The sequence below is a fragment of the Nocardia sp. NPDC051990 genome (assembly GCF_040680755.1).
Taxonomy (GTDB): domain Bacteria; phylum Actinomycetota; class Actinomycetes; order Mycobacteriales; family Mycobacteriaceae; genus Nocardia.
The window spans coordinates 379,591-398,893 of record NZ_JBFAXH010000003.1 but is presented as its reverse complement, the minus strand read 5'-3'; the positions used below and the strand labels follow the sequence as shown (position 1 = coordinate 398,893).

Annotated in this window: 9 protein-coding genes; all 9 read right to left on the bottom strand. The window is 67.4% G+C overall.

Features of this window, described 5'->3' with window-relative positions; all coding sequences use genetic code 11:
- Window position 1: 1 nt before the first annotated feature.
- The 9 genes from AB0L63_RS08225 to AB0L63_RS08185 are packed head-to-tail and all read right to left on the bottom strand — an operon-like array spanning window position 2 to window position 19,115.
- On the bottom strand, window positions 2-6,178 hold the full coding sequence (locus AB0L63_RS08225; RefSeq protein WP_364496426.1) for an SDR family NAD(P)-dependent oxidoreductase: 6,177 nt from the start codon (window positions 6,176-6,178) through the stop codon (window positions 2-4).
- Complete coding sequence (locus tag AB0L63_RS08220) at window positions 6,175-7,182, bottom strand: alpha/beta fold hydrolase (protein ID WP_364496423.1); 1,008 nt, start codon at window positions 7,180-7,182, stop codon at window positions 6,175-6,177. Before AB0L63_RS08220 ends, AB0L63_RS08225 begins: the two co-directional genes overlap by 4 nt.
- Window positions 7,179-8,573: an FAD-dependent monooxygenase gene (locus AB0L63_RS08215; protein WP_364496420.1), complete on the bottom strand. Its 1,395-nt coding sequence runs from the start codon at window positions 8,571-8,573 to the stop codon at window positions 7,179-7,181. The genes AB0L63_RS08220 and AB0L63_RS08215 overlap by 4 nt, the downstream gene beginning before the upstream one ends.
- The gene (locus AB0L63_RS08210) at window positions 8,570-9,430 is read right to left on the bottom strand and encodes an SAM-dependent methyltransferase (RefSeq protein ID WP_364496418.1); all 861 of its coding nucleotides are present in this window, start codon (window positions 9,428-9,430) and stop codon (window positions 8,570-8,572) included. The genes AB0L63_RS08215 and AB0L63_RS08210 overlap by 4 nt, the downstream gene beginning before the upstream one ends.
- Window positions 9,427-10,962: an NAD(P)/FAD-dependent oxidoreductase gene (locus AB0L63_RS08205; RefSeq protein WP_364496415.1), complete on the bottom strand. Its 1,536-nt coding sequence runs from the start codon at window positions 10,960-10,962 to the stop codon at window positions 9,427-9,429. Before AB0L63_RS08205 ends, AB0L63_RS08210 begins: the two co-directional genes overlap by 4 nt.
- Window positions 10,959-11,543 carry a hypothetical protein gene (locus AB0L63_RS08200; RefSeq protein ID WP_364496412.1) on the bottom strand — a complete coding sequence of 195 codons (585 nt, stop codon included), beginning with the start codon at window positions 11,541-11,543 and terminating at the stop codon, window positions 10,959-10,961. Before AB0L63_RS08200 ends, AB0L63_RS08205 begins: the two co-directional genes overlap by 4 nt.
- The gene (locus AB0L63_RS08195; protein ID WP_364496410.1) at window positions 11,540-11,770 is read right to left on the bottom strand and encodes a hypothetical protein; all 231 of its coding nucleotides are present in this window, start codon (window positions 11,768-11,770) and stop codon (window positions 11,540-11,542) included. The genes AB0L63_RS08200 and AB0L63_RS08195 overlap by 4 nt, the downstream gene beginning before the upstream one ends.
- Window positions 11,767-12,723, bottom strand: a complete 957-nt coding sequence (locus AB0L63_RS08190; protein WP_364496407.1) for a metallophosphoesterase — start codon at window positions 12,721-12,723, stop codon at window positions 11,767-11,769. Before AB0L63_RS08190 ends, AB0L63_RS08195 begins: the two co-directional genes overlap by 4 nt.
- Entirely contained in the window at window positions 12,720-19,115 is a 6,396-nt protein-coding gene (locus AB0L63_RS08185) for a type I polyketide synthase (RefSeq protein WP_364496404.1), read from the bottom strand. The genes AB0L63_RS08190 and AB0L63_RS08185 overlap by 4 nt, the downstream gene beginning before the upstream one ends.
- Window positions 19,116-19,303: the final 188 nt, after the last annotated feature.

Sequence of the window (19,303 nt, the reverse complement as noted above, 5' to 3'; positions counted from 1 at the left end):
TTCATGGGGCGGGCACCGGCGCTGCCAGCTGTTGTCCCAATGCGGTGGCGAGCGCCTCGGCCGTGCCGTAGGTCCACAGCACCGTCGGCGAAAGCCGCAGTGCGAAACTGGATTCGAGCTTGTTGCGCAGTTCCAGGCTCATCAGCGAATCCAGGCCAAGTGATCGCAGGGGCGTCTGAATATCGAGATCGGCCGGGGTCATGCGCAATACGCCCGCGGCGAGTTCGACGATCTTGCCAAGGACCAGACGGGGCCGTTCGGCATCGGCGACTTCGGACAGTGTCGAGCGGAACTCGCTCACCGCCGGTTGCGGGCCGGTCTCGGCGGTGCGCCGCAGGGCTTTCCAGCTGGGTTGCGCGGCGCAGTCGGGGTAGGCGTCGAACCAGCGGCGCGCGTCGAAGGACAGATAGCCGACGACCTGACGATCCTCGGCGAGGAATCCGCCGAGCGCCTCCCATGCTTCGGTCGCGGTAATGCTCTCCATACCGTGTGCGGCCAGCCGATTTCCTCGATTGTCCTGTGCAGCAGCCAATCCGATCTCGGCGAACGGGCCCCACTGAATGCTCAACCCCGGTCGGCCCTCGTGGCGACGGGCTACGGAGAGGGCGTCGAGGTAGGAGTTGGCGGCGGCGTAGGCAGCCTGACCCGGATTTCCGATGAGCGCCGCGGCCGAGGAGAACAGGACGAACAGGTCCAGCGGATCGTCGGCCGTCAGCTCGTTCAGATGCCGCGCACCGTCGATTTTCGGCCGCAGTACTCGTGCCATTTGGTCGGCGGAGAGCCCGAGCACGGTCGCGTCGTCGAGGATTGCGGCGGCATGGAAGATCCCGCGCAGCGGCGGAGCCTCGGCTCGAATCGAATTCAACACCGCGGCAACCGCTTCCCGATCGGAGACGTCAACCCGGCGACTGAGGATCGACACCTGGTCGGGCAGCATGTCGAGATCGAACTCCCGCAACGGAATCGGCCCGTCAGGAGCGTTGCGTCCGAGCAACACCACACATCCCGCACCGTGCTCGAGCAACCAGCGCGCGAGACTGCGTCCCAGCGCGCCGTGGCCTCCGGTGACGACATAGGTTCCATCCGCGCGGAATTGCCCGTCCGGCATGGGTTCCGGAGCAATACGGGAGACCGTATCCAGATGGTTGAGCACGAACTTGCCGATGTGATCCCCACGGGCCATGCGTCGCAGCACTCCTGGAGCCTCGGCCAGGGGGTGTACCGAGATGGGCAGCGGCGCGAGGCCGCCGTCTTGAACCAGCTGCCAGGCTCGAGACAAGGCCGCCGCGAACCGATCCGGGCGACGAGTCATCATTCCGGCCAGATCTATGGCCAGGAAGCCGATTCCCTTGGCGAAGGCGCGAGAACCCAGCCGCCGGTTCGCGTAAATGTCCTTTTTCCCGACTTCGAGGAAGCGGCCGTCCTCGGCGAGCACCTCGAGGCCCAGATCGATGGCGACGCCGGACAGGGAGTTGAGCACAACGTCGACACCCCGCCCGCTGGTCGCGGCAAGCACCTCATCGACCCAGGTCAGCGCACGGGAATCGAAGACGTGCTCGATACCGTGCTCGCGACGCAGATACTCGCGACGCTCGGCCGAACCGGCGGTGGCGAGCACCTGCGCACCGAGGTGGCGCGCGATCCCGATAGCGGCCAGACCCAATCCACCCGTTCCGGAGTGGATCAGCACCGTCTCGCCCGGGACAACGTGCCCCAGCATGGCCAGGGCGTACCAAGCCGTGGTCGTGACCATCGGCAGCGCCGCCGCGTCCTCGAACGGCATTTCGGCCGGGATCGGCGCGGTGTGATCGGCGCGTGCGGTGAGATGCGAGCCGATCGCACCGAATCCGCACACGATCACTCGATCGCCGACGGACCGATCGGTCACACCCGGGCCCACCTGGCGAACCACACCCGCGCCTTCGACACCGAACTCCCTCGCCCCGGCGGAGGCGTCCGGATAGGTACCCGCCGCCTTCATGACATCAATGAAATTGATTGCCGCCGCGGCGATTTCGACCATGATTTCACCCGGACCTGGCGTGCGCACCGATAGCGGCGCGAAGTGCAGGCCGTCCCAGCGCCGATCGGCAGCCGACCGCAGGCGGAAAGGCCGGTGCTGCGCCCGCCATGGCCGCGGCTGCGCACCTCCGGAGTGTTCGCCCTGCTCCAGCCGGCCGACGTAGCGACGCCCTGCCCGCAGCACTACCTGATCTTCGCCGGGCGCGGCCAGGAGTTCGGCGGCACACTCGTCGATCTCCCGCGCGCCCGCGATATCGACGAGGGTGGCGGACAGTTCGGGATGCTCTCGCCGCAGGACGCGGACGAAACCCCAGAACATCGCGCTCCCCGGATCGGGGCGATCATCGGATGTGGGTGATTCGGCATTCTCCGTCACGACGACCAGCCGCGGCGGTGTCGAGCCGGTGCTCGTCGCCGCTCGCACCGCTTCCGTGAGGGTCGCGAGCCGAGTTCGCTGGGCCTGGAGATCGCCCGAGGGCACGCAATAGACGAGCGTACCGCCCGCGTGCGCGGCACCGCCGTTGTGTACCTGCGCTCCGCGCCGGCGCAACGCATCGGCCAAGGCGGTATGCCAGGTCACGTCACCGTCCAGCACGATGTCGGCACCGCACCCGCGCGAGCCGTCGCCCTCGCGACCAGTCGTCTCCGAACGTTCGGCCGCATGCAGTACGAACCGGAACTCGCGGTCGAATCGGCGACAGACCGCATCGCCGCCGTCGATCGCGGCCAGTTGAAGCCCGCGGATCGTGGCGAGCGGGGTGCCCTGGTCGTCGAACACATGGATGTCCGCCGACGTATCGGAGCGCCGGACCGCGTACACCCGTGCGGTATCGATGAATGTGTCCGGCACGGCGTGCAGGCGCAGCTCCTGGACCGCCACCGGTACGACGGTTCGTGCGTCGTCGAACAAGGCAAGGGCCGCTTGCATCGCACTGTCGATCAGCGCTGTGTGCAACTCACCCCGATGCAGCTGCGCCCGGCATTGCTCGCCGAGTTCGATGTCGGCGACGACTCCACCGCCGACATGCCTGATCACCTGCACGCCTTGAAATTCGGGGCCGTAGTTCAATCCTCGCCCGGCGCACAACCGGTAGAACTCGGCACCGGAAACGTCAGCCTCGGGCTGTGTACCGCCGGGCAGCTCCGGGAGATCCATCGCTTCGACGGTGTGCATTACTCGGCCCCGGGCATGAGCGGTCCAGATCTCGGCCGTCGCGGCGAGTGAGCGGAGCTCGAAGCTCGCGCCGCCGGTAATGTCCTCGCGCAACGTCATATCGAGGCGCACCGGCGCGGCGGGCAACGTCAGCGCCTCGGTGAACCGGATGTCCAGCAGCGCCGCGGGCTGATGCCCGTATCGAGTGCGAGCGACCGCGATGGCGAACGCCATCATCATGGCGGCGGGCACCACGACCGCGGCCCCGACCCGATGGTCGCCGAGCCAGCCTTCGTGGTCGAGCGATATCGAGGTATCGGCCTGCCATGCACCGGATTCCATGACGCTGGGATACACCGGAGCCCGCAGTCCTTGCGCCCGCGTGCCCGCTTCGGATTCAGGCAGCCAGAACGAACTGCGCTGCATGGGATACGGCGGCAGCGTAACCGAGGCAGCGCGGGAGATATCGGCGAAGGGATGCAGCCCGCTCAGGTAAGCGCGGGCGCGACTGCGCTGCATCTCGGTGATCGGGTCCCGGTCGCGGTAGAGCGACGGTACCACCACCGGCGGGTGCGATCGGGTGGCGGATAGCTGTTCGAGAGCCGCGGTCAGCACCGGGTGCGGGCTGATCTCGATCACGTGGGTGACGCCGGAGTCGAAGGCAGACGTCATCGCCTCGGCGAACAGAACGGGGCGGCAGAGGTTTTCGATCCAGTAGTCGCCATCGACTGCGCCGGGTGCGCACGGCCGTCCGGTCACCGTGGACAGCATCTCGACCGATGTCGGTCCAGGTTTCACCCCGGCCAGCGCCGTCGACAGTGCGGGACGCAACCCCTCCATGTGCGGACCGTGCGAGGCGTAGTCCACCGCGACCATTCGGCAGAACACTCCGTCGGCCGAGAGGATCTCGTGCAATGCCTCGATGGAATCCCGATCCCCGGCAAGTACGCACGACATCGGACCGTTGTGCACGGCCAGTGTCACGGAGTCTTCGAAACCCGCTATCCAAGATGGAAGTTCATCGACCGGCAGTTCGACGGCCAGCATTCGGCCGGTGCCCGCCACGGCACGCAATGCGGCACTGCGACGCGCCACCACGAGCGCACCGTCCGCGAGACTCAGCGCACCGGAGAGGGTGGCGGCCGCGATCTCGCCCTGACTGTGGCCGACGACCAGATCGGGAACGATGCCCATGGCGCGCCACATAGCGGCGATACCGAGTGAAAGCGCCCACAGCACCGGCTGCACCTGATCGACGTGGTCGAGCCAATCCGGCCCGGCCGCACCGGAAATAACCGCGAGGGGATCCCAGTCGACGTGCGGTGCGAGCGCGGCGGCGCAATCGTCCACCATGGCCGTGAAGGCCGGGTCCGTGCCGTACAACGCCGTGCCGACGCCGTGCCATTGTGCGCCTTGTCCGGGGAAGACGAAGGCCACGAGACCGATTTCGCGGGTTCGCCCAACGAGGACCGCGGGATGCTCGGCAGCAGGGTCGTCGGCATGTCGCCGTAACTCCGCAGCCAGCCCGGCGGGCTCGGTACCGAAAACCGCTATGCGCCTGGGTAGTTGATGGGCTCGCCGGGCGAGGGCGGCCGTCACCGATCCGATTCCACTCGGATCGGTGTCCAGCAGGTCGGCGATGTCGTGGCAGCGCAGACGTAGCGCATCGTCGGTATGTGCCGAGAGGGGCAGGAACCCGAGATCAGAACCGGAAAGACGTGCTACCGCCGCGACTTCCGCGCGACTGAGCACAGCATGCGCATTGGTCCCGCCCCAGCCGAACGAGTTGACACCGAGATGTACCGGCCCGGCCTCGGGTAGGGCGAGGCGCTCGCGCACCACCGCCACATTCAGTGCGTCGAAAGCGATTTCAGGATTGAGCTCCCCCGCGTGCAGGCTCGGCGGGATCAGCCCGCGTTCCAGACACAGCACACCTTTGATCAGCCCAGCGATCCCGGCGGCGGCTTCCAGATGCCCGATATTGGTCTTGATCGATCCGATAGGCAGCGGCCCGGCAGCCGATCCACGCGCCTGCGCCAGCACCTCTCCGATCGCCGCGGCCTCAATGGGATCCCCTCGCCCCGTACCGGTTCCATGCGCCTCGACGTACGCCAGCCGATCGAGATCGAGTCCCGCGTCCCGGTAGGCTCGCCGCAGCAGATCCCGCTGCCCCGCCGTATTCGGCGTGACCAGGCTTTCGCCACCGCCGTCATTGTTCACCACGGTGGCGGTGACGAGCGCCCGCACCTGGTCGCCATCACGCACCGCCGCGCTCAACGGCTTGAGATACACCGCCGCCACACCTTCGCCACGAACGAACCCGTCCGCGTCCGCACCGAACGCGGCGCAGCGACCGTTGGACGACAGCGCCCCGAAATGTGTGAGCCCGATCGAAACATCCGGGGCCAGAATGAGATTCGCGCCGCCAACGATCGCAGATTCGACATCACCGGTGCGTATGGCCCGCACGGCGAGGTCGAGCGCTACCAGCGCCGACGAACATCCGGTCTCGACGACGAGACTGGGCCCGGTGAGGCCGAGCAGATACGACAGACGCGCCGCGATCACGTCGAGCGCGGTACCAACCAGACTGTGCTGGGTAGCGCCGATCCCCCGCTGCTTGCGCAGCGTCTCGTAATCGTGCCAGGACGCGCCGACGTAGACACCGGTCCGGGTGCCGCGCAGGGTATGACCCGGTATGCCCGCGTCTTCCAATGCACGCCAGGCGATTTCGAGCATGAGCCGCTGTTGTGGATCGATATCGGCCGCCTCGCGCGGCGAGATGCCGAACAGCGCGGCGTCGAACTCGTCTACCCCGTCGAGGAATCCGCCCACCGCCGGTACCCGCTTACCGCCGTCCAGGGGGGTGTCCGCATCCCAGCGCTCGGCGGGCACGGTACGGATCGCTGTACCACCGGAGCTCAGCAGCTCCCAGAGGGCGTCGACGTCGTCGGCCCCGGGGAATCGGGCCGCCATGCCGACGATCGCAATGGGCTCGTTCATGGATACCTTCCCGGTTCCGTCCCGAATCCGGCGACGATCGCCGCTGTGAGCTGCTGCGGGTCGGTGATTGGAGACCAATGGCCGGAGTCGATTTCGGTGAATGTCAGATGCTCGGCCGCGCCTTCGACGGCGCGGGTCTGGACCGCCGCACCGACATAGGGGTCGCGCGAGCCGTAGATCACGTGGATATCCGGCACCGCGAGTCGGCTGTAGGTGGGCGCGCTGATCCGGGAGGCGATATTGGCGCGATACCGATTCAGCGAGGCGCGGCCGTCGGCGGGCGGAACATGCGGTGGCGGGCCGCCTTCGAGCCGAACGAACCCATCCAGGACCGCCCCTGTGACACCGGTGTTCCACAGGACATCGGTGAGGACCGGCACATCCCACAGCGCGATGTAGGACGAGCGGACGGCTTGATCGACTACGGCTGGCAGGTCGGCGGGATCGCTCAGGGTACGCCGCAGCCACTGCCCCGACAAGTCGAGGTTGAAGCCGGAAATCGCGGTGAAGTCAATGACTTTCGCGGCGATCTCCGAAGTGGCAGCCGCTTCCCAGCCCTCACCGGCTCCCCAGTCCCAGCCGACCAGATGCACTTGCCGACCGGCAGCAGTGGCGTCGATAACCGCGGAGATATCGGCGGCCAGGACCGGGAGTGCGTAATCCTGCTGCTGCGCTGGGTGATCGCTTTCTCCATTGCCCCTGGTGTCGTAGGTGACCACGTGATAGTCCGGTGCGAGTCGGGCGACGACCTGGTCCCAGGCCCGAGCCGTGGACATATAGCCGTGCACCAAGACGACGGTCGGTGCTTGGTCACCGGCTGGACCATATTCGTGCACACGGAGCTGGACACCGCCGTCACCGCTCACCCAACTATCCGTCGACGCGGGTGCCGAAAGCAGCGGCGTGGCCGCGACAGCATCCGCCGATGCCACAGCGGCATTCGTGCCCAGTACCGCGCCCGAAGCCAGCATCCAGCACGCCACCCGCGTGATCGCGCGATTCATGCGACCCGTCCACCGGTGACGAACCCGCGCTCCCACGCGGTCAGCGGCGGCTCGGACCGCGCGGGCCGTCGCGGCCCGAGTAGTGCACCGGCGATTACCGCCGGATGCCCCATCGCCAGCGCGGGGCGGACCAGGAACATCACTTCCGAGACGACGGCTGCGACTGCGGGCCGCGTCGTCGCCGCCTGGAACACTCGCTCGCCGTAGCGCAATTGCACCCGCGCCAGCACGGAGGCCCCACGGCCCTTGGTGCCGCGGAACTGACGATCTTGGCTGGTCGCCATCTGCCAGGGATCCTGCGCCGCCCGACAGATCGACTGTTGCAGCCGGGCAGCGGCAGCCGGATCGACACCGCGCGCAGCGAATCCCGAACGCAGTACGTTCGCGCTACGCGCCGCCACTGAAAGTCCCTGGCCGTACACGGGATTCATTGCCGAGGCGGCATCTCCGGCTACCACCAATCCGCGAGGCCACGCACGCACCCGGTCGAATCGATAGCGCCTGTTGCACGTGCTGCGGGAAGTCATTGTGTCGCTGAGTGGTTCGGCTTCGGCGAGGAGTTCGCCGATCAATGGATGCGGCACGCGCTCGCACGCGAATTCCAGGAAGTCGTCATTGCTCGCGGGCATGCTCATGCCCCGGGTGCCGCCGATGGCTACGAGCCACTGCCCGTCCTCCACAGGCAGCAGAGTGGCATTGCCGCCCGGACTCCCGGACCGGCCGTCGGCCTGGATGAGGATCAGCGGGAAACCCGATTCGGCCCCCGGCCTCGCGCGATACACCCGGGTGGCATACGCGTGCCCGGAGTCGACGATCTCCGCCGCCGGAACGACGATCCCCAACTGGTCGAGCCATTGCCCGGCCTGCGATCCGCGCCCAGTGGCATCGATCACCAGGTCCGCCTCGAACACTTCGGTGGCTCCCGGCCGCTGCTCGCGCACCCGCACCCCGCGCACGGCACGGCCGTCGCCGAGCAGGCTCACCACATCGCACTCCGGTCGGAAGGTCACCCCGCCCCGCTCCCGGACCATCGTGCGCACCACGTGATCGAGCAATTGCCTGGTGCAGCTGATGCCGTAGCGCCCGGTGTCCTGACGGTCCAGCCAGCCACCGGCGGCGGGACGGAACAGTAGGTCGGCTCCGACGCCGATCCGATTGGCCCCCGCCGCCAGTAGCCGGTGCGTCGCGCCGGGCAGCAGCTGCTCGAGCCCGAGCACGCCACCGGGTGCCAGGAAGTGCGGATGGCGAGCCTGTGGTTGCCCGCGCCGCGGTTGCGGGCCCTCGGGAAAGACATCGCGCTCGAGCACCGTGACCTCGCGCGCATGCGGGCTCGCCGCGGCGGCCGCCAGCAGTCCGGTGAACCCGCCACCGAGTACCAGCACCGAACTCATATCCGTCCTCGTAGGTCACGGGGAGACAATCGCACTGCGCCGCACCACAACCGGGATCGGTCGAGTCGCGGGCCGGGTGCGATTTCGGGCAGCAGCGCCGTCGCGCGCAGCGGCAACGGCGAACGGCCCCACCGTGCCGCGGCCAGGAAGGTCGAGCGGGCGATCTCGGCCGACCACCCCGGAAAGAATCCGAGCGAGGCCGCGAAAGTCCATCGTGCCGAACCCAATTCGCGACCCATGGTCAGATTGACCATGCGCAGCATGGCGGGTGACCAGTGATCCATTACCCACCAACGCGTTCCGGCTGCCCGCAGCTGCTCGCTCAGGATCAGCACCTGGTGCGCCTGGAGATAGGGCAGCAGCCCTTCGGTTATGACCAGCGGCCTATCCGCCCCAGCACGCGCCTCGGCGAGGAATGCGGTGGTCGCGGCCGCATCGGTGATGTCGAGTGGCACGGCGATCCGCTCACACCGCGCCCGCCTACCTTCCAGTCGCGCTTCCTTGTACGCGACCAGGTCCGGCAGATCCGTTTCGTACCAGCGAATTTCGGCTGGTAGATCGAGCCGGAACGGACGAGTATCCAGCCCCGCCGCCAGATTGATCACGCGATCACACCCCTGGTCGAGCGCGCCGAGGATCACATCGTCGACGAGTCGGGTGCGGACCACCGTCGGCCAGTGATCGCGGGCCCCGCGCGGCAGTATCGCGGATTGCGCGAGCACACTCCCCTGCTCACCTGCGAGCACCGCAGCGAGTTCGTCGCGGAACAGTGCGTCCGGCCGCGCCGATTCCAGCGCGCGATAAATCGCGACCCAGCGCGCGGTATCGGAGACGTGCCCGATTGCCGGTGGTGTCATGATGCCCCCTGCTGCCCGGCCGGCTGCTCGCGCTGCCCGGCGGCCGCGCAGGTGCTGAAGGCGTAGTCCGCCAGTGGGAATCTGCGCATCCGCCACCAGGCTTCAACGCTGGTCGAGGGCCGGAACAGCGGCACGTCACCGTTCTGATCGAAATAGAAACTGCGGGCCTGCTCGCAGTTGGAGTTGTAGAAGATGGACCGCGCCTGCCGGGTGATCATCTCCTCGGCGAAGCGAGCATAGGGTTCGGCCTTCACCGCGACCCGGGTCGCCCCGCGCCGGTGCGCCTCGGTGATGCACCGCACGGCATGCGCGACCGCGTTCTCGATGGTCATGAAGAACGACCCGGTCATCGAGTACGGGCCGTGAATGACGAACGCGTTCGGGCAGGGTGGCAGGGTGACGCCCTCGTAGCAGACATTGCGATTGTCGTGCAGGTAGTCGCCCAGATCCACGCCGCCGGTGCCGGTGATCGGATAGCGGGGCAGGCTGGTGCGCTCGAATACCTCGAAACCCGTTGCCATGACCAGGGTGTCGAGCTCATGGTGCTCCCCGTCCGCAGTGCCGACCCCGGTCGCGTCGACCGACTCGATGTCCTCAGACACCAGCCGCACATTGTCGCGAGCGAAGGTCTTGTAATACCGGTTGGACAGCGTCAGGAACTTGCAACCAAACCGATAGTGCGGCAAAAGCCTTGCGCGTACTTCGAGATCGGGTACCTGGGCGCGCAGAGCTGCGCCCGCCAGCCACTCCAGGGCGGTCGCCGTGACCGGCAACTTGAACCGGAACACGCCGTTGTACAACAGTTCCAGCCACAGGAGCACGATCCAACGCGGAACCCGCAGCAGGAACGGGAACATTCGAAAACCCATGCGCAGCAGTCGCGGAATGCGGAAGTCGGGCTTGGGTATCACCCAGATAGGCGTGCGCTGGAAGACCGTGAGCCGCTCGGCCCGCTCGGCGGCCTCGGGAATGATCTGCACCGCAGAGGAGCCGGTACCGATCACCCCGACCTGGCCCGCCAGCGGTACCGTGTGATCCCACCGGGCGCTGTGGATCAACGCGCCCCCGAAGCTGTCCAGTCCCGGGATATCGGGCATCTTGGGATGCCCGAGTGCCCCATAGGCATTGATCACGAAGCGAGCCCGTATCGCCCCCCGCCCGGTCTGCAGGACCCACAGGTCGAGGTCTTCGTCGAACTGCATCCTGGTCACCTCGGTTCGGAGCCGCAAATGCTCACGCACCCCGTACTTTTCGACACATCGGGTGGCGTAGGTCCGTAGTTCATGCCCTTTGGCATAGGCATGCCGCCAGTCCGGATTCGGTTCGAACGAAAAGCAGTAACCCCAGATCGGAATATCCACGCCCACATCGGGATAGGTATTGTCCCGCCAGATGCCGCCCACATCGTCGGCCTTGTCGAGCACCACGAAGTCGTGGATCCCCGCCTGCCGCAGTCGGATCGCCGCGCAGATACCGGAGAACCCGGCACCGACCACGACCACCTCGAAGTCGGTTCGGCTCGCCGCGATCACGGTCGCCGCCCGATACCGCGCAGCAGACTCCGGAAACGGCGTGCGGGCACCACTTCCGGCTTCGCCGCCGGTGCGCGAACCTGACCGCCTGAGGTCATCACATAGCTGGTGAAGGTATCGACAAACAGATCGGCGGTGTCGAAGTCATCGCGCGCCATGAGTTCCGCCATCACACCGCTGATCAGCTCCGGTGAGGCCAGCTCCGCCAGCCGGCCGACGACGGCCGGATTGATGAAGGGCGCGGCATCGGCTACCACCACGGGATCGATGGCCGACAGCATGGCCAGCGAGGCCGCACTGCGCCCGTCGAGCAGTCCGGCCGACAGCGAGCGGCCCAGAATGCGCGGCGGCAGCACCCGGGTGGCCAGTGGTAGCGACAAGCGCAGCGGAACCCGCCGCGCCAGTGCCGAAAACCGCCGGTATTCACGCGGATAGCGGGTGTGCAGCACGCGCACGATCTCCTCGCGCAGCACCGCCAGCTGCTCACCGCCAAGGATACTCAGGTACTCGATGCGCGAACTGGGCACGTGCAGTGCGGCGGCCAGCTTCTCCAGCTGATCACGGGTCATCTTCTCACTCATCGCCGTCTCCTCAGCAGCACCGCCCGCAGCACGAATCGCAGCGTGCGCGGCTGGCGGGCCAGACTGTCGGCGAGTTCGGTCTCGGCCAGCGCGCGATCGCGCCGGGGCGCGTCGTCGAGCAGGGCCAGCAGGTCGGCACACTGGTCATCGGACATCAGGTCGACAGCGGCCAGCCCCGCACCGAGGGCCTGCTCGAGTCCTTGTCGCCCGGCGATTGGGTCGGTCATCGTGGCAGTGTTCCTTGTTCGTCGATTACTTGTCGGGATTCGTCTCTTCTGGCCAGACCGCGAGCGAGCCGCCACGCGCGGGCGGCGGCCCGTCGGCCCAGCGCAACTCCCGCACGCGGCGATTCAGTCCGGCCCGGAAGGATTTCCCGTAGCAGCGGTTCGGGCAGTCCCCGCCGCCGCCATTCCCGTGGATAGCCGATCGACACTTCCTCGAAGCGCACCCCGTCGAAGTGATCGGTGCGGCGAATGTGCAAGTGCCCGTAGACGACACAGCGCACGTTGTAGCGGCGATGCCAGTCGGCGGTCAGTTCGGTGCCGCACCACAGCGCGAACTCCGACCGGAACAACCGCTCGACCGGTTGGCGCGTCAGCGGGAAGTGATTGATCAGGACCAGCGGCATCCCAGGATCGAGCGCGTCGAGCCGCGCGCGGGTGTACTCGACACGCTCCCGGCACCAGTCCTCCCGTGCGGCGTACGGGTCGCAGGTGAGCAGTTGCTCGTCGGTGGCGACCGACCCGCGGGCCTCGGCCAGCGCGAGACCTTCCCGTTTGGTGCGCGCTCCCGGCGGCAGGAAGCTGTAGTCGTAGAGCAGGAACATCGGCACCAGCAGCACCGGGCCGCCCTCCCCCTCCCACACCAGGTAGGGATCCTCGGGTGTGACGATGTCCATGGCCCGGCATACGTCGACCAGATGCTGGTAGCGTCCCGTGCCACGACGATGCAGCGGATCCCTTGCGGTGGTCCACAATTCGTGGTTCCCGGGCACCCAGATCACCTTCGCGAACCGGTCGCGCAGTGTCCCGAGCGCCCACCGGATCGCGTCGGTCTTCTCCGCCACGTCGCCTGCCACGATCAGCCAGTCGTCCGGGGAATCGGGCCGGATCGCCGCCACCATTTCCCGATTCCCCGTATGACCGATGTGTAGGTCGCTCACAGCGAGCAACCGGGTCACGAAACCGCCTCTGGGGCAGCGGATCCACCCAGCCGACCGACCGCGCCGGAGAGTCGGGCCAGCAGTTCGCCGGGCATCTGCGTCTCACCGTGGATGGCGGCCAGGCGCTCCAGCAGCATTTCCACCTCGGCCACGATCGGATCCGCCAGTTCCGTGTCCTGCGGCGTCACCTGATCGAGCACGTGGCGGGCCAGCAGATTGACCGTCGGGTACTGGAAGATGACCGAATTGGCCAGCTTCACACCGGTGATCGCGCGCAGATGCGCGCCGAGCTCGATGGAACTGAGCGAATCCACACCCATCTCGGTGAACTCGCGATCCGGCAGCACCGCATCGGGTGAGTTGTAGCCCAGTACCATGGAGATCGGCGTCCTGAGCAGATCCACGATCACCTCATGCTGCTCGGTCGGGCTCAGCCCCGCCAGCCGCTTGGCCAGCTGCGAGGAGTCGCTCATCTGCTGGGTGGCGCGCGGCCGAGTGTGCAGCAGCGCCCGGAAGAACGGCGGCAGCTCGGTCACCTGGGCGGCCACCCGCAGCAGCGACAGGTCCATACCGACCGGCAGCACGTACGGGCGGCCGGTCCGTAGGGCGGCGTCGAACAGGTCCAGCGCCTCCTTCGTCGGCATGGGCGTCACACCCATGCGGGTCAGGCGCGCGCGGTCCTTCTCGTCCATGCCGCCGGTATTGGAGGTGTCCTCCGCCCACCAGCCCCAGGCCATCGACGTGGCGGCCAGGCCCCGGTGGTAGCGGTGCCGGGCCAGGCTGTCGGCGAACACATTGGCCGCGCCGTAGTTGGCCTGACCCGCGCTACCGAAAGTGCCTGCGGCGGAGGAGAACAGCACGAACATGGACAGATCCAGATGCTGGGTCAGCTCGTGCAGATGCCACGCGCCGTACGCCTTGGCCGGCAACACCACGTCCAGGTGCTCGGGGGTCAACGCGGCGAAGGTGGCATCGGCCAGCGCCGCGGCCAGATGCACCACGCCGCCGAGTGGATGCTGCGCGGGGATCGAATCGAGCACGCCCGCCAAGGCATCCCGATCACCGGCATCGCAGGTGGCCACCGTGACCTGTGCGCCCGCGGCGGCCAGTTCCGCGATCAGCTCCTCGACCCCCGCGGCCCGGGAACCACTACGGCTGGTCAACAGCACATGCTTTGCGCCGTAAGCGTTCACGAGATGCCGCGCGATGATCGCGCCGATGGTGCCGGTACCACCGGTGATCAGGACCGTCGACTCCGGGTCGAACGCGGGCGGCCAGGTGAGCACCACCTTGCCGGTATGGCGTGCCTCCGACAGCAGGCGCAGAGCCGACGATGCCTGACGAATATCGAAGCGGTGCAGGGGCAGTGGGGCCAGGTCACCGTTCGCGAACAAGTCTGCGAGTTCGGCGAGCAGGCCACCGAGCACATCCGCGCCGAGCGCGCCGAGTTGGAACGTCTCGTAGCTCGCGTCATGGTCGGAACGCACCTGATCGGCATCGCGCACCACGTCCCTGGCGATCTCCACGAACCGGCCGCCGGGGGCCAGCAGGCCCAGCGAGCTGTCGGTGAAGGTGTCCGGCAGCAGGTTCAGCACGATATCGACGGACAGATCCGCGAACCGGGCGGCGAATTCGGCGGACCGGGAATCGGCCAGATGAGTCTCGGCGAAACCCATACCGCGCAGCGTGTCCCGCTTGCCGTGGGACGCCGTGGCCAGTACATCCAGGCCGAGACGGCGAGCCAGGTTCACTGCGGCGGTGCCGACACCACCGGTGGCGGCATGCACCAGCACCCGCTCCCCAGTCTGAGCCGCGGCGACCTCACGCAAGGCGTACAGCGCGGTCAGGTAAGCCACCGGCGCAGCGGCGGCCTGCGCGAACGACCACGCCGAGGGGACCGCGGCGAGCAAGCGCCGATCGGTCACCACCGTCGCGGCGATCTCGTCGAACAGCCCGAACACAGGGTCACCGGGCGCGAGACCGGTCACATCGGGGGCGGTGGCGACCACGACGCCCGCCGCCTCGTGCACCAGCCGCGACGGAACTCCGGAGGTAGCGGCCAAGCCCCTGAGCGCCACCGGGAACGACAGTCCGGCCGCACGTAGGGCCACCGATACCGTGCCTGGCGGCAGCGCGGTGTCGCGTGCCGCAATTGCCTCGGCCAGCGTGACATCGTCGAGATTGCCCGAGGCCGGGATGTCGAGCCGCCACGGACCGGCCAATCGAGCGCCTGCGGTGGCCGCGCTGTCCAGACCCGAACGCAGGCGGCGGCCGAAGAATTCGCCACGGCGCACTGCCAATTCGGGTTCGTCCAACTGCACTGCGGTGCTGAGCTGATCGAGACCGATATCGTCCTCGTCCAGATCGATCTGCTGGACCCGGTCCTGGAACTCCGATTGCGCACTGCGCACCAGTGCCCAGACCGTCGCACCGACCAGATCGGAGACATCCTCGGCCAGATCCACGCCCTGTACGCCGCGGGTGAGCACCACTAGCTTCGTCTCGGCGAAGCGCTCGTCGGCGAACCAGCCTTGCAGCTGAGTCAGCATGCGGGCCAATTCATCCCGGACCGCCGTGGTCACCTGCGCACCCGGCTCGGCGCCGGCGGAGGCAGTCAAGCGCGGTAGCAGCACCACCTTGGGCACCTCGGTTCCCGTCGTGATCGCCGCGCCAAGGGCATCGAGATCGGGGTAGGAGGTCAGGGCGGCATCGGCGGCGATGCCGGACAATTCGCGACCGACCACCACCCATTCGCCCTGGCGAGCCGAATACCGCACGCGCGGTGCGGAAACGGCCAGCCAGTCCACCCCGAACAGCGAATCCTGGCGGCCGGACAGGCCACGCGTGGCCAGCGTGCCCATGGAGATCGAGCGCACCTGCAAAGTGCCGACCGCCACCACGCGACCGGTGCTGTCGGCGAGCACCCAGCGCAGCCGATCGTCACCAGCGGGAGTCAGCTTGACGCGCAATGCCTTCGCGCCCACGGCCCGCAATTCGACGCGCTCCCAGGCGAAGGGCAGCCGGATCGCACCGGCCTCCGACGGCATGAGCGCGGCAGCGGCGGCGCCACACTGCATGGCGGCGTCGAGCAGGGCCGGATGCAGACCGTACTTGTCGGCATCGGACACCGAATCCGGCAGTGCCACTTCCGCGAACACATCCTCGCCGCGCTTCCACACCGCCTTCATGCCCTGGAACACCGGACCGTACTGGTAGCCGAGCGCGGCCAGGGTGATGTACGCGTTCTCCGGCTCCATACCCGGTTCCGCGCCGACCGGCGGCCACAGCTCCAGGCTTTGCACCTCGGCATCATCGGATTTCGTTGCTGCGGTGAGGAATCCGTCGGCGTGCAGGCTCCACTGGCTCGCGCCAGGAGCCTCGTCCTTGACCTCCGGCCGCGAGTAGATGGCCACCTTGCGACGGCCGCTGCGCTCCGGTTCACCGACTACTACCTGTAGGTGAATGGCATCGTCGGCGGGCAGCGTGACCGGTGTGTACATGGTCAGCTTCTCCACCCGCGGGCTGCCGAGCTTGTCGCCGGAGTGCAGCGCCAGCTCCAGCAGCATCGCACCAGGGACCAGCACATTGCCGTGCAGCGCGTGATCGGCCAGCCAGGGATGGGTTGCCAGCGCCAAGCGGGTGCTGAATTGGTAGCGGTCCGCGCCGGGCAACTCCGAGATCGCGCCCAACAGCGGATGACCCGCCTCGGCCAGGCCGAGTCCGCTGGGCTTGCCGCCGCCGGTGCCGGAAACACTTGCCAGCCAATACTTCTGACGCTGAAAGGCGTAGGTGGGCAGCGGCGCCGGGTGCGCGGCACCTGGGGGGTACAGCGTGGACCAGTCCGGCGACACACCCTGCACATGCGCTTCGGCGACGGCGGTCAGGAAGCGGCGGATACCCGCTTCCGCACGCTTGAGCGAGCCGACGATCAGGCATGAATCGGCGAAAGAGCCGAACTGTTCCAGGGATTCGTGCATCGCCGAGGTGAGCACCGGGTTCACGCTCATCTCGAGGAAGGCGTTGTAGCCGGACTGGAAGGCGGCCTGAAAGCCCGCCTCGAAATCGACCGGCTCACGCAGATTCCGGAACCAGTAGTCGGGGCCCAGCTCCTCGCCCGGCAGCACGTCACCGGTGACGGTGGAGAAGAACACCACATCGGTGGCCTGCGGCACGATCGGCGCGACCGCGGCCCGCAGCTCCTCGCGCAGCGGGTCGAGGTGCGGGGTGTGCGCGGCGTAATCCACCGGAATTCGCTTGGCGCGCACATCATTGTGCTCGGCCAGCGCGACGATGGCGGTGACCGACTCCGCGCCACCGGCCACCACCGTGGTGGACGGCGAGTTGATTGCGGCGATGTAGAGATCCTCGAGCCCGGCCATCAACTCACGCACCCGGGCGACCGGAGCATTGATCGAGGCCATCCCGCCGGAACGGGGCAGGCTGCGCAGTGGCTTACTGCGCATGGTCACGATGCGAGCGGCATCGCCGAGCGAGAGCGCGCCGGCCACGTACGCCGCCGCGACCTCACCCTGCGAATGCCCGAGCACCGCCGCCGGCTCGATGCCGTACGAACGCCACAGCGCCGCAAGGGAAACCATGGTGGCGAACAGGGCGGGCTGCACCACATCGACGCGTTCGATGGACGGCGCGCCGTCTACCTGCCGCAGCACATCGGTCAGCGACCAGTCCACATAGTCGGCGAAGGCCGCCTCGCACTCGCGAATCCGCTCGGCGAAGAACGGGGATTCCTCCATCAACTGTGCCGCCATGCCCGCGTACTGCGCGCCCTGGCCCGGGAAGACGAACACCACCTGGCGGTCCATGGCCTGCCCGCGAATCGGCCCGACCGGCTTGTTCTCGGCCACCTCGGCCAGACCGGCGAGCAGATCCACCCGATTGCTGCCCAGCACCACCGCGCGATGCTCGAAGCTCGCGCGAGTCGTCCCCAGCGCGCAACCCACATCGCGCAGGCTGAACTCCGGGTTGGCCTTGACATGTTGGGTCAGGCGCATCGCCTGATCGGCCAGCGCTTCGGCGGTCCGGCCGGAGATCGGCCACACCGCCACCGGCACAACCGATTCCGGGGCAGCCGCGGGTTCCGCGACGACCTCGGGAACCTGCTCGAGAATTACGTGCGCATTGGTGCCCGCGATACCGAACGAAGACACGCCGGCACGGCGTGGACGGCCGGAGTCCGGCCAGGCACCGTGCTCGGTCACCAGTTCCACCGCGCCGCTCGACCAATCCACCGCACCGGTGGGCTCGCCGACATTGACAGTGGCGGGCAGCTCACCGTGGCGCATGGCCTGAATCATCTTGATCACCCCGGCCGCGCCTGCCGCCGCCTGGGTGTGGCCGAAATTGCCCTTGATGGAGCCCAGCTTCAGCGGCCGCCCGTCGGCGCGGTCCTGACCGTATGTGTCGAACAGCGCCCGCAGTTCGATGGGATCACCTACCGGAGTGCCGGTTCCGTGTCCCTCTACCGCATCGATATCGGCGGCGGTCAGACCGGAACTGGCCAGCGCAGCCTGGATCAACTTCCGCTGTGCGAGTTCGCTCGGTACGGTCAGGCCCTTGGTTGCGCCGTCCTGATTGACCGCCCCGCCGCGTATGACGGCCAGCACGCGGTGACCATTGCGGCGCGCGTCCGACAGCCGTTCCAGCACTAGCATGGCCACGCCTTCGGACATGCAGAAACCATCGGCATCGGCCGAATACGGCTTGCTGCGACCGGCTTTCGAGATGGCGCCGTGCTGACCGAGCGCGAAGAATCCGGTCAGCGTGGACATGATCGAGACGCCGCCGACCAGGGCCAGCGAGCACTCCCCGGCCTGCAGCGCCTGGCCGCCCAGATGCATGGCCACCAGTGAGGACGAGCAGGCGGTGTCGATGCTCATGGTGGGGCCCTGCAACCCGAGGATGTAGGACACCCGCCCGGACAGCACGCTCTGGCTCACACCGAGTGAGACGTACCCGGGATCCAGATCCTTCTGCCCGGGAATCAAATACGCGTAGTCGCCGCCCATTGCACCGACGTAGACGCCGGTATCACTGTCGCGCAGCGTATTCGGGTCGATGCCGGCGTCTTCCAGTGCCTGCCAGGTGGATTCGAGCACCATGCGTTGCTGCGGGTCCATGGCTTTGGCTTCGCGAGGACTGATCCCGAAGAACTCCGGATCGAACAGGCCAGGTTCGTCGATGAAGCCGCCCATGGGGGCCATGGCCGCGGCGACCTCGGGCGACGCCATATCGGCCAATTCCGTCATGGACCGATCTGACGGAAACTTGCTGGAGACATGGCTCCCCTCGGATAGGAACCGCCACAGCGATTCCGGAGAGTCGATACCCCCTGGAAAACGACATGCCATTCCAACAATGGCGACAGAATCCGGCGAGAGATTTTCATCCATCGCGAAATCCCCCCTTCCCCAGCATGCGAAAACAGCATGCAGATAGAACACGTTCTTGTAGATTTCGGCCGACAAGGCCATAGAGAGACCTATTTGTGTGACTGATCTCTGAATCCCCGCAGTCACGGTCACTGTAATCGACGGCCTGGATGCATACAACACGTTTCAATTTTTTAATTGATGTGACA